Consider the following 13284-nt stretch of genomic DNA (forward strand, 5'->3'; position numbering starts at 1 on the left):
ACATCCATAAACATTTAATCAAGGCTTAATACCAGTTTTGTATTTTTGACGCCATATATGTTTCATTATGACAACAGCCGACCCCTTACAAACAAAACCGGTTTTCAAGCTTGATCAGCCTGATGATAGCTATAAATTTCAGCCTTTGCCTTCTCCCGCTGGTGAGTACCCCTATCACTTATCCGCAGATAAAATATTACCTCATATAAGCGATCAGAAAATTATTTTTCATGTGCTTGGCGATACCGGCAGCGTACGGCATCCCGAGAACATTGGGGTAATCGCGTCGGCAATGGCAAGACAATATGATACTGCTGATGTAAATGAGCGGCCGCAGTTTCTGTACCATTTGGGTGATATTGTATATAATTATGGAGAAGCTGAATATTACGATGAGCAGTTTTTTACTCCATACAAAAATTACCCGGGCCCGATATTTGCCATTGCAGGTAATCACGACAGCGACATAAATACGGCGAACCCTGTGCCATACAAGAGCCTGGACGCATTTGCCAAAGTATTTTGTGATACCATTTCACGGCCTGTTAGTTTAGGCGGAGGTGCCGGTAAAACAAGCATGGTGCAGCCCAATATATACTGGACACTGAAAACCCCGCTGGTTAACATTATTGGCTTACATAGTAATGTACCCAAATTTGGCGTTATAACTGCCGAACAACGCGAATGGTTTGCTGAAGAGCTTAAAGCAAATAACCGCGAAAGACCCGAAAAAGCTTTATTTGTTTGTTTGCACCATGCCCCCTATTCATCCGATATTAATCACGGATCAAGCCGGCCGATGATTGAATTACTGGAAGATGTATTTGAGGAAACCGGCATTAAACCAGACCTGGTAATGAGCGGCCATGTGCACAATTACCAGCGGTTCAACAAAATATATAACGATTCCAAAGCGCTTACCTATATTGTGGCAGGCGCCGGCGGCTTTGATGAACTGCACGCCGTGGCACAGCCCGACGACAAACGGTTTACCAGCTATGATCACTTGTTTGATAACATCAGGCTGGTAAAATATTGCGACTCAAAACACGGCTTTTTAAAAATGGCGATAGAAAAGGCCGCTGAAGGCTTAACGATAACCGGGGAATATTATACAGTGGCCGGAGAGCAAACCGAACCGGACAATCAGGCGACATTAGCCGATCGGTTTACTCTTCAAATTCCTGAGAAATAACAATGTACTACGTTATAATTTACAATCAGGCCTTTAATTTCCGGTTCCGTTGTTCATATTATGGTTATTAAATATGGGGTTTAAACGAAAGTATTTATTGCCTTCATCAAAATTCACTACATAATCTGATTTAAAATGTGTGCTTTTTAAATAGTAATCGGTAGTGATGATCTGCGCGCCTGAGTTACACGCGGCAATAAAATCGGTTTTATCGTTAGCACGCGCCTGCTCGGTATCAGAGTCAGCGCGTGTCCTGATGATATATCCTTTTTTTACCAGTTCTTTTATTTCGGGATTTTTAGGGTCATTCCTGATCATCATAGCGGCCTCGGGGTGGCCCGGATCAGTATTGGTAAATAACACCCTGCCTTTTAACGAAGGATGACCCTGTATATAAAGCTCCCTGTTTTCTTTGTTATTATCCAATATGAATATAAACTTACCCTTTGCCGCTTTTAATGTTGGCCAGTTGCCATGCAAAACAGCGCTTTCAAGGGTGGCATACTTACCTCTTACCATGTCAGGAGTGATGATGGAATTACCTAAGCCAGCTTTTATTGCCTCATCAAGTTCATCAAAAGTATGCGCGGTAAATTTTTCAGGAACAGTACGGTTAGGATCTTTTGGTTTTTCATCCTTTGGCTCCAATGTAATAAAGATCGGGTTGTGTTCCGGATGAGCGTCAGACCAGGTTTTTAATTGCTTTAAACCGTCTTTAAAAGTTAAACAGTGGCTGCGAAAGTCGAGATCAATGATATGAAACACTTTAAAGCCCGGTTGTTTCATTTCGCCATCGGGGTCGTAAGGTGGCTGGCCCTTTACCCAGTCCAATCCTTTAGGATGCGCGTATTTCCCACCCTTTTCATCAGAGTAAACGTCTATCTCCAGATTTAGCAATCCCATATCAAGCTGCTCTGTTAAACCGATATGTTCATAATCAATTTTATCAGCAGCTTCGGGATTTTGTTTTTGAAAAGCCTTAAACAAGGCCGGATCAATAGCTTCTTTATAACTATTGTGTGAACCTATTACCTGGATTTTATTGATGGGCAAGTTGTCATTATCATTACCCCATTTATTTAAAAATGGCAAAACCGATATTAAAAATAAGCTTAAAATAATTTTCATGCTTTTATTACGATTATTATGTTAAAATGTAATTAAATATAACGTTATAATGAAAAATTGCGTTATAAATTGCTCCAAAATTGCACCTTAAACGTTGCTTTCAGATTAACCTCGTGTTAACAATGATCACCATCGGTAACTTTTCAGTTGCAAAAGTAGAGGGCCAGTTTAAAGCCTGACTAAGGGTTATAACATAAAATGGCCCGGCAACTAAACCGGGCCATAGGTTAAATATGAGATCAGTTATAGTAATTCTTTTAAGGGAACTTAACTCCATTATAACTGGAAACATTTGCCAGTGGTATAGAGGATCCGTATTGCTTATTAATGGCCTTTATAAACTCATTGGCAACAATGGCATATCCCCGCGGGGTTAAATGAACACCATCTAATGAGAATATACCACCGCTAATAAAGCCTGAGTTTAAGCTTACTCCATCAACAACAAGTCCGTTTGCTTTAACATTATTTAAAAAAGTAAATGCATCAAAAACGGCCAACCCCTTTGATGCTGCAGTTGCTTTAATAGTTGAATTATAGGAGTTTACGTAATCCTGAGCAAGTATTACCTCGTTCTGGTCAAGCACATACTTATTTTCAATAGGTGTGTATGGAGTTAAACCATAAGGCAGGTTTCCTGCCGGAGTGGCTACAGGAGTACCAATTAAAGCTGTATTAAAGGTTAAAATAACCAGGTCTTTGGCTGTTGCTTCTCTTGGTGCATAAGCAGTACCCGAAACAAGTGCATTGACATACAATGCTTTTACTGCTGGATTGACCTTTTGAACCCCCGCTAAAATAGCGCCTACGGTTATTGTATTAAAATATGGCACAGCGGTAACATCTGGTATAGTGGCTACAGCCCCTTTCTGACCTGATGCGGTTAATTTGCTTATAGATAAATTATATAATTGTGAAAAGAGTCCCTTGTCAGTAAGCACATCACCGGCCCCGCCACTTGTAGCATAACCTAAAGCATCATTATTACCCAACCAATCGGTAAAAAAAGTGTATGGCTTAGCTGTAACAAAGTCAAGATAAGTAGTGGTATTTGTTGGTGAGTTACCAGGCAATAATCGTTCAAAATACCCATTCAAATTACCATAAGGGGCATAAGTTATTTGCTGCAGTTTAATGCCAGGCACACCATAGTTATTTAAATCGCCGGTATATTTTGTATATAGGATCACATTACCAAAGCCAGGAATTGTTATTTGATCACGTATGGCAAGGTTGGTATTAACCGGTTCAGTTTTGGGTGTACCATCCTGATTAAACCCGGCTAACTTTATATATCCCGAACCATTGGCGCGTTCAGTACTAAATAATGGTTGAGCAAAAGCACCGCCTCCTACCTTTTGCATTTGCTGCGCAATAATGCTGGGGTATGAATTTAATTGTCCTTCGCGATACAACCCTCCATCGGCAAAGCCTGCAGTAAGGGAGTTGCCCACAGCAATGTATTTTGAAAAATCGGCGGTTCCGCGCGATGGCTTTGGTGTATTTATCTCGGTTTTACAAGCCGCAAAGCCTAATAAACCTGTAAATAAAAGTATATGTAAATATGATCTGTAAGTTTTCATTTGATTAGAATTAAATATTACCAGTGATAAGCAAGTGACAAACCGGGAATGTAAACATTGGTTTTAAATGTTCCGGATAGCTGCGACTCAATATTTGTTTGTGTACGCGATATTACCCGTTCGTACTCAAACGAGACATCCAGATCAAGATGATTTGTCACTGCATAGCCCAAACCACCTGTAAGAAAATACCGGTTGGCGTCAGGCGCTTCCGGAGTAACATATCCATCGCGCACCGCTGTAGTAGCATAGCCGCCGCCAGCGCGTAAAAACAACTTGTTATTTGCTTTATACTGGGCGCCTCCGCGATAACTCCAGCCATCTTTGTAGTTACGAGGCGAATGAGTATCCTGTAATACTGAAGTGTTTTTTGAATAGTCAAATGCAAGCGTTTTATATACGTCCCAATTGGTAAAATTGACATCAACTGCAAGCGTCCATTTGTCTGACGGATGATATCCCAATCCGATAGAAGTAGTAGACGGCAAAGGAAGCGTGGTTGCAAAGGTATTAGGCTGTGGGAAATTGGGTTTCAACGATGAAGGGACGTTAAAAATAGCGTCGCCATTTTTTACCGTTGTATTTACTTGTGAACGATAGTCAAGGCCGACGGTAAGACCAACTTCTGTTTTCAAAAACACACCGGCATTCCAGCCGAAACCATGTCCGTTACCTTTAAGTTCGGCCTGACCGGTTTGACCCGATTGACTGGTAAGGGGTATAGCCCTGGTAAGGTCAACTGTGCCATGATTGTAAACAAACCCGGCCCCTACACTCAAAAAGTCGGTTAATTTAACACTCACGGTGGGTTGAATATAGATAGCTTTCAGATTAAGGCTCTCCAATACATATTTCCCGGCCCATTCATTTCCCCAATCAGTTAAACCACCATATGGAGTGTAAACACCCAGGCCTAACTTCCAGCGGGAGTCTTTTGGCCCCCATACAGCGTATGCTGTGAACGGGGTGGCTACTTTGTTTTTAGTACGAAATTGATCTGTTGTACCACTTGGATTAAAATCTGACTTAAATAACAGCGGACTGACGCCTGCCTGTATATAATTTTCAGAAAGCATGCTTATAGCGCCCGGGTTAAACAATACAGAAGCGCCATCTTGTAATAATCCTGTTCCTGTATGGCCCATGCCAATTTGTTTCTGTCCGTGAAGATTCACCTGGAAACCCTGGGCTAATACAATAGTGGGCATTATTGCAAACAGCAATAGTATAAGTTTTCTCATAGTATATATAATTGGTTTATAATATGCCGCTTGTTTGAGAGAACAAATCAACATTAATTAAAAAATAAAATTAGGATGGTTTGAAATAAAAAAAAGGGCTATAATGCGGAGATATTAGTCAAAAAGTCGGGACATTACTTAATTTATAGTATAATTACCACAAAATAGTATTTAATATTATTACTGTTAAATTAACGCTTTTAATAAATTCAGGCAATAAAATTATATCTTTCCGTTACATTAATAAAAGTTCAAGATACGTGAGTAAAAAGATAGCACAACTGAGCTTATCCAAATTTGCCGACCTTTATGCAGACAAACTGGTAAGCCCGGAATTTTTTATAGCCGACGAAAAACAACTCTTAAGTTTAAGTGAATATCCCTATCGCTCAGATGGATATATTATAGGTATCTGCACACGAGGAACAGCCCTTGTTGAAGCAAACCTTCAGGTGTATGAAGCCAAACCAGACGCTATGCTACTGGCAACCCCTTTTCATATTTTAAGGATATATGACAGCAGCGATGATTTTTTATGCAGGTTTATTGTCTTTTCCAAAGCATTTTTAACCGAAAATAATGTAAACAGTCATTTCCTGGAATCATTCAGTTACTTTAAAAGCGCATCGCTCCCGGTGATCTATCCAAATCATGATGATGCTAAAATGCTGCTCGACATTTATTTATTGATGCAGCAAAAATTGGCGCGCGAAGACCACCCATACCGTATGCAAATATCCAGAAGCATGCTGATCACAATGCTTTACGAGGTGGAATCAATTTATGAAAAGCAGCACGTAATTATAAAAGGCAGGCAAACCCGTAAGCAGGAGCTGAATGTACTGTTCCAAGACCTGGTTTTTCACCATTACAAGGAACATCGCGGCGTTCAGTATTATGCTGATTCATTATATGTATCGCCAAAACATTTAACAGAAACCATTAAGGAAGTAACCGGCCGTACCGCTGGCGAATGGATTGATGATGCGGTAATACTGGAGGCCAAAGTATTATTAAGGAACCACGAGATCAGTATAGCCAGAGTGGCCGAAGATATTCACTTTCCTGATCAGTCCTCTTTTGGCAAATACTTTAAAAAACATACCGGTATGTCGCCTTCTGATTACAGGATGGTTACTACTGGTTAATATGCGGCTGTTCATGGTGTTCATGAACGCCATGAACAGCGTGAACGCCGTGAACAAGTACCAACACCAACATCATTATGTGGTAAAATCTCAATGGTTGGAAGCGTTTTTTAACAAAATATTTAATGTATTTTGTATATAAATCACAAAAAAGCGAGGGTTTTTAATTGAAAATTATTGTTTTTAACATTTTACCCCGGTGATTTATAATGAGTTGTAAAAACGCTCCACCTTCTTTCCGACTTTTTGACTAATATCTCCGCATTGCTGCCCTTTTTTTGGGCCAACCGCTCCTATAACTTTACTCCTGATTATAAAACTAAAAACTACAGTGCCAAGTTTTACTAAAGCGTTAGCCCTGCAGCCCGGTACCGGTAACATGTCAAATTAAACAAGTGCAGCCAGTAATTACGCTGTAGTTTTTCAGTATATATAATTGTACAATTAAGTTAAAAACAGGCAAAAGATCACAACATTAGATATTTACTATTATGAGTGAAACTGAATCTATAAAAGCCATAAAAGGGGGCGAGTTCCTGATCAGGGAAACACAGGCAGATAATATATTTATTCCTGAAGAATGGAACGAAGAGCAGCTAATGATCGCCGAAACATGTACCAACTTTTTGGCCCAGAATGTGGTACCAAACTTAAGCCGTATTGATGAGCAGGAAGAAGGCCTGATGCCTCACTTAATGGACGAGGCCGGCGCGCTTGGCCTGCTGAGCATTTCCATACCTGAACAATATGGTGGCTTTGGTAAAGATTTTAAAACATCAATGCTGGTTACCGAAAAACTGGGAGCAGGAAATTCTTTCTCAGTGGCTTTTTCGGCGCATACCGGCATAGGTACCCTGCCTATTTTGTACTATGGCAATGATGCCCAAAAAGAAAAATATATCCCTAAACTGGCCAGCGGCGAATGGAAAGGCGCTTATTGCCTTACCGAACCGGGAGCCGGCTCAGATGCCAACTCCGGTAAAGCCCGGGCAAAACTCTCTGCCGACGGCAAATATTACCTGCTTACCGGTCAAAAAATGTGGATCACCAATGCGGGCTTTGCCGATATTTTTACCGTGTTCGCCAAAATAGATGATGACGAAAACCTGAGCGCTTTTATAGTTGAAAAGGATTTTGAAGGCCTTTCCTTAAATACCGAAGAGCATAAAATGGGCATAAAAGGAAGCTCAACCCGGCAAGTGTTTTTTAATGATTGTAAAATCCCGGTTGAAAATCTGCTGTCCGAAAGGCAGAACGGTTTTAAAATAGCGGTTAATATTTTAAACATTGGCCGTATCAAGCTGGGCGGTGCAACCGTAGGCGCCAGCAAAGAGGTTATAACACAAGCTATCCGCTACGCCAATGAGCGTGAACAATTTGGCCGTCCTATTTCAAAATACGGCGCTATTCGCTATAAACTGGCGCAACAGGCCATCCGTACTTATGCCTCAGAATCGGCCATATACCGCGCCAGCCAAAATATGGAAGAAGCTATGGAGATGTATATGGCATCAGGCCTTGATGAGACAAAAGCCAAACTGAAAGGGGTTGAACAATTTGCCATTGAAGCGGCTATTATCAAGGTACACGCGTCAGAATCGCTGGACTATGTGGTAGATGAAGGCGTACAAATATATGGCGGTATGGGCTATAGTGCGGAGGCGCCCATGGACAGGGCCTATCGTGATTCGCGCATTAACCGTATTTTTGAAGGCACTAATGAAATCAACCGTATGCTTACTGTTGATATGATGCTGAAACGGGCATTAAAAGGCGAGCTTGACCTGATGGGCCCAGCCCAGAAAGTTGCCGGCGAGCTGGTAAGTATCCCCGACTTTGGCGGCTCCGAAGACGAAGGTTTATTCACCCAAGAGAAAAAATATATCGCAAATTTTAAGAAAGCCGTACTTATGGTTGCCGGCGCGGCAGTACAAAAGCTGATGACCCAATTGGGTAAAGAGCAGGAAGTATTGATGTACCTGGCAGATATGCTGATTGAGCTTTATGTGAGCGAGTCGTTACAGCTGCGTGTAGAAAAACTGGTTGGCATGAAAGGCGAAGGTGCTGCTAAAGAACAACTGGACATAATGCGGGTTTATATTAATGACGCGGCAGGCAATATAGCTAAAGCCGGTCGTGAGGCGATCAATTCATTTGCTGATGGCGATGAGCGCCGAATGATGCTGATGGGACTAAAACGCTTCACTAAAACCGAAGATATTAATACAACCCAGGCCCGCAGAAACATTGCCGCTAAACTTATTGAGGAAAATAGATATTGCTATTAACCCTCACAACCATCCCCGATGCTCCCGAGAGGAAAGGGAGTGCCTTATATGGCATTCGACGCTACCCGATGAGAGGATTAAGAAGTCTCCCCTGCCCAGCCGGCGGGGAGACTTGAAGGGGCTATCGGTAAACAATTCACAAAAACATTAATGATCATTTAAAATAAAGGTCTCAGCAACAGACATTAGTTCCATTTTAGGCCCTGGAGCTCATGTCTGGATGTGGCTGGGAATATAAAAAACCATATGAAAATATTAGTGTGTATAAGCCAGGTACCGGATACCAGCACTAAAATTATGCTGGAGAATAATAACACCGCCATAAATAACCAGGGTGTTACTTACATTATCAATCCTTATGATGAATGGTATGCGCTGATAAGGGCGCTCGAATTAAAAGAAAGCGGCACTGCCACTGATGTGCACCTGATAACCGTTGGTAAAGCCAATACCGAACAGATAATAAGGAAGGCGCTGGCTTTAGGTGGCGATGAAGCCATAAGGATTGACGCGGACAGCAATGATCCTTACGAAACAGCCAGCCAAATAGCCGGATATGTCAAAAGCGCCGGGTATGATCTGATCCTGTGCGGCAAAGAATCCATTGACTATAACAATGGCGCCGTGGGTGCAATGCTTGCAGAACTGCTTGATATGGATTATATAGGTTTTGCGACCGACATACAGGCTGAAGGCGACTTGGTTACGGTAAAACGCGAAATTGAAGGCGGCGAAGAAACCGTTACGTGCAACCTTCCGGTAGTTGTTGCCTGCCAAAAGGGAGTTGCCGAAGCCCGCATTCCAAACATGCGTGGCATTATGGCTGCCCGTACCCGTCCGCTCAAAGTGGTCGCCCCTATCGCTGTTGATTCGGTTACTTCCATTTTGTCATATGAATTGCCGCCGGCAAAGGCCGGGGTAAAACTGGTTAGCCCGGATGATATGGACGAACTGGTAGAACTGTTACATAGCGAAGCAAAGGTGATATAAAATAAAAAGCATACCGTTGCGAGGCACAGGTCGGTTGTCTGCGTTATCGCCCGTCAATACATAATTCAATTACTAAACTAAAACCAATAAACATGTCTGTAGTAGTATTGGTAGAACATACCGAAGGAAATATAAAAAAGAAAAGTTTAGAGGCTATACAATATGCCGCCGGTATCGCCCAAAAAACCGGCACAACGGTGAGCGCCGTTGTATTAGGCACACTTGCCGATAACGTAATGCAAGATCTTGGCCAGTACGGCGCGCAAAAAGTACTGCATGTTCCTGATGCCCGTTTAAACCAACTGCACGCCAGGGCATATACTAACGCCCTGATCACGGCAGCTCAAAAAGAAGACAGCAAAATAATCATAGCGCTTCATGATATTAACGGCCGCGCGGTAGCACCACGATTATCCGCCAAACTGAAGGCCGGGCTGGTGGCGGGGGCTCTGTCCTACCCTGATCTGACCAACGGATTTGCGATCAAAAAGCAGGTTTTCTCGGGCAAGGCGTTCGCTTATGTAAACATCACCAGCGATGTAAAAGTGATCACCCTAATGCTCAACACTTTTCCATTAAGCAAAACAGAAGGCAGCGCGTCAATACAAAAATTGGATGTGAATTTCAGTGATAAAGATTTTGGCATTCGGGTTAAAGAAACAAACAAAATAACCGGCGATATACAGCTTGCCGACGCCCAATTGGTAGTATCCGGCGGACGGGGAATGAAAGGTCCGGAAAATTGGGGACTTATTGAAGGCCTGGCAAAAGAGCTGGGCGCGGCAACCGCCTGCTCACGTCCCGTGGCCGATGCGCACTGGCGGCCGCATCATGAGCATGTAGGGCAAACCGGTGGTACCGTAAGGCCCGACCTGTATATTGCCGTGGGGATTTCGGGGGCTATTCAGCATTTGGCCGGGGTTAGCGGTTCAAAAACCATTGTGGTGATCAATAAAGACCCCGAGGCTCCATTTTTTAAAGCCGCTAATTACGGCGTTGTGGGTGATGCGCTTGAAATTTTACCGCGCCTAACCCAGGCTGTTGAAAAATTCAGGCAAAATCATAAATAACAAGGTTATGAATATTTTTTATGAAGGCCAGGTGTTATGGGCACAGATTGATGCCAACCAGCACATGCGGCATTCTGCCTATGCCGATCTTGGCGCACAGGCCCGTTTAAACATGCTCGAAAGCCTCGGCCTTAAACCTGTAAAGCTTTTAGGGTTTAAAATTGGCCCGGTGCTGTTTAAAGAGGAATTGAGCTATTTGCGCGAGATAGCACTTGGAGATCATATAAAAATAACCTGCGAAATAACCCGGTCGCGCCCGGATGGTTCACGATGGTCTATCCGGCACGAAGTTTTTCGCGGAGACGGTGTAAAGGCTGCCATCATCATGACCCACGGAGCCTGGATAGATATGGAAAAACGTAAGCTCGCCATACTGCCGGTTGAGCTAAGTCAATTGTTTATGCTGGCTCCCCGTAGTGCCGACTATACAGAAGAAGGTAGCGATCATAAATAATCTATAAATACCTGCCTGACCGATAACCTGTTTGCCATAGAGATGCATTACATGTGACGTCAATGGTAAAATAAAGTTTTAAAAATTCCCGGTCAAAGTTTCATTGCCCGCAACCAATACGGTAGGCAACAGATTTTCTGCTTATATTTTTGACAGCCTGTTTGCGTTAAAAAAAATGATTCCTGCCAATTTGACAACTTCACATCCTTTGGAACAGGCATTGATGGTTGCAGACTGAAAATTATAATCAATCATATATAAAAATATTATGCAAGAAAAAGGCAGCATTTCGATCCACACCGAAAACATTTTTCCGATTATTAAGAAATTTCTTTACTCTGATAATGAGATATTTTTGCGCGAGCTGGTATCAAACGCGGTAGATGCTACCCAAAAGATCAAACGCCTGGCTTCGTTAGGTCAATATAATGGCGAACTGGGCGACCTGCGTGTTGAAGTAGCATTTGACGAGCAGAAAAAGACTATTACCATTTCTGACAACGGCCTGGGTATGACCGCCGAAGAGATCAAGAAATACATTAACCAGATAGCGTTTTCGGGCGCTACAGAGTTTATGGAGAAGTTTAAAGAAGCCAAAGATGCTAATGAAATCATTGGCCGCTTCGGTTTAGGTTTCTACTCGGCTTTTATGGTTGCCGATAAGGTAGAGATACAAACCTTGTCATACCAGGAAGGCGCCGAGCCTGCTTACTGGGTTTGCGATGGCAGTACCGAGTTTGAAATTGGCGAAGGTGTACTGGAAGAAAGAGGTACCGAGATAACCCTGTACATCAACAGCGAGTCGGAAGAGTTTTTAAGCAAATATAAACTGCAGGAAATTCTTGATAAATACTGTAAATTTTTACCTGTGCCTATCAAATTCGGCACTAAAACCGAGTCTGTTGAGGATGGTGTTGATGAAGAAGGTAAACCTAAATATACCTCGGTTGAAGTTGATAATATTATTAATGATACCAACCCTATCTGGACTAAAGCCCCTTCTGAATTAAAAGACCAGGATTATCTTGATTTTTACAAGCAACTTTATCCTTTCAGCGAAGATCCTCTGTTCTGGATCCACCTTAATGTTGATTATCCCTTTAACCTTACCGGCGTATTATACTTCCCTAAACTGAAAAACGACTTTGAGATATCAAAGAACAAGATCAAATTATTCAGCCGTCAGGTATTTATTACCGATGAGGTAAAAGACATTGTTCCGGAGTTTTTAATGCTGCTGCATGGCGTTATTGATTCGCCGGATATTCCGCTCAACGTGTCGCGCAGCTTTTTACAGGCCGATAGCAACGTTAAAAAGATCAACAGTTATATCACCAAAAAAGTAGCCGACAAACTGGCCGAGCTGTTTAAAAATGACCGCAAGGCATATGAAGAAAAATGGACTGATATTGGCTTGTTTGTAAAATACGGAATGGTAAGCGAAGACAAGTTTTACGATAAGGCAAAAGACTTTGTTTTGGTGAGCAATACCCAAAAAGAGAACTTTACTTTAACCGAATATAAAGACAAGGTTGAGGCAATACAAACCGATAAAGACGGACAACTGGTTTACCTTTATACCAATGATCCGGCTAAGCAGGATGCCTTTATCCAGTCGGCTACTAAAAAGGGTTACGACGTTTTGGTGATGAACTCGCCTATCGATAACCACTTCATCAGTCAACTGGAACAGAAGCTGGAAAAAACGTCATTAAAACGTGTTGATGCGGATGTTGCGGACAAGCTGATCAAAAAAGACGACGCTCCCGAGCATATTTTAACCGAAGAGCAATCGGCTACTGTAAAAAACATCTTTGATAAAGCCATTAATAAACCGGCATACAGTGTTCATTTAGAAAGCCTTAACCCTGATGAGCTACCAGTAACCGTTACCATGGATGAGTTTATGCGCCGTATGAAAGATATGGCAGCCATGGGCGGCGGTATGGGATTTTACGGGAATATGCCCGATAATTATAAGGTGATAGTGAACGGTAACCATAAACTGATCACCCGTATATTACAGGAAGAAAATGAAGAAGTACAGGCACAGCTTTCAAAACAGGCGTTTGACCTGGCCCTGCTTTCGCAAGGGTTATTAACCGGTGCCGAGCTTACCGAGTTTGTAAACCGCAGCGTTAACTTAATATAATTCAAAGCATTTTAGTAATGTAAAACCACCCGCAA

10 protein-coding genes are annotated in these 13284 nt (G+C 42.3%); 7 read left to right on the forward strand and 3 right to left on the reverse strand.

Features of this window, described 5'->3' with window-relative positions; translation table 11 throughout:
- Window positions 1-67: 67 nt before the first annotated feature.
- Entirely contained in the window at window positions 68-1195 is a 1128-nt protein-coding gene (locus J2W55_RS16415; RefSeq protein WP_310097875.1) for a metallophosphoesterase family protein, read from the forward strand.
- Between the two features lie 33 nt (window positions 1196-1228).
- Here J2W55_RS16415 and J2W55_RS16420 read toward each other — a convergent pair whose 3' ends face one another.
- The 3 genes from J2W55_RS16420 to J2W55_RS16430 form a co-directional block, all read right to left on the reverse strand.
- A complete protein-coding gene (locus J2W55_RS16420) occupies window positions 1229-2323 on the reverse strand; it encodes a phosphatidylinositol-specific phospholipase C1-like protein (RefSeq protein WP_310097879.1) in 1095 nt (364 codons plus the stop codon).
- Between the two features lie 257 nt (window positions 2324-2580).
- The gene (locus J2W55_RS16425; RefSeq protein ID WP_310097882.1) at window positions 2581-3906 is read right to left on the reverse strand and encodes an SGNH/GDSL hydrolase family protein; all 1326 of its coding nucleotides are present in this window, start codon (window positions 3904-3906) and stop codon (window positions 2581-2583) included.
- A 17-nt stretch (window positions 3907-3923) separates the two neighbouring features.
- On the reverse strand, window positions 3924-5147 hold the full coding sequence (locus J2W55_RS16430; protein ID WP_310097885.1) for an OmpP1/FadL family transporter: 1224 nt from the start codon (window positions 5145-5147) through the stop codon (window positions 3924-3926).
- Between the two features lie 260 nt (window positions 5148-5407).
- Here J2W55_RS16430 and J2W55_RS16435 point away from each other — a divergent pair, with 260 nt between their 5' ends.
- The 6 genes from J2W55_RS16435 to htpG all read left to right on the forward strand — a co-directional run bounded on the left by J2W55_RS16435 (window position 5408) and on the right by htpG (window position 13249).
- Entirely contained in the window at window positions 5408-6295 is an 888-nt protein-coding gene (locus tag J2W55_RS16435) for a helix-turn-helix domain-containing protein (RefSeq protein WP_310097888.1), read from the forward strand.
- 491 nt (window positions 6296-6786) lie between these two features.
- Window positions 6787-8583: an acyl-CoA dehydrogenase FadE gene (locus J2W55_RS16440; RefSeq protein WP_310097891.1), complete on the forward strand. Its 1797-nt coding sequence runs from the start codon at window positions 6787-6789 to the stop codon at window positions 8581-8583.
- Between the two features lie 246 nt (window positions 8584-8829).
- Window positions 8830-9573, forward strand: coding sequence for an electron transfer flavoprotein subunit beta/FixA family protein (locus tag J2W55_RS16445; RefSeq protein WP_310097894.1), 744 nt, complete (start codon window positions 8830-8832; stop codon window positions 9571-9573).
- A 92-nt stretch (window positions 9574-9665) separates the two neighbouring features.
- A complete protein-coding gene (locus tag J2W55_RS16450) occupies window positions 9666-10643 on the forward strand; it encodes an electron transfer flavoprotein subunit alpha/FixB family protein (protein WP_310097896.1) in 978 nt (325 codons plus the stop codon).
- Window positions 10644-10650: 7 nt separating this feature from the next.
- On the forward strand, window positions 10651-11097 hold the full coding sequence (locus J2W55_RS16455; RefSeq protein ID WP_310097899.1) for an acyl-CoA thioesterase: 447 nt from the start codon (window positions 10651-10653) through the stop codon (window positions 11095-11097).
- A gap of 268 nt (window positions 11098-11365) precedes the next feature.
- Window positions 11366-13249 carry a molecular chaperone HtpG gene (gene htpG / locus J2W55_RS16460; protein WP_310097902.1) on the forward strand — a complete coding sequence of 628 codons (1884 nt, stop codon included), beginning with the start codon at window positions 11366-11368 and terminating at the stop codon, window positions 13247-13249.
- Window positions 13250-13284: the final 35 nt, after the last annotated feature.

The organism is Mucilaginibacter pocheonensis (assembly GCF_031456535.1).
GTDB lineage: Bacteria > Bacteroidota > Bacteroidia > Sphingobacteriales > Sphingobacteriaceae > Mucilaginibacter > Mucilaginibacter pocheonensis.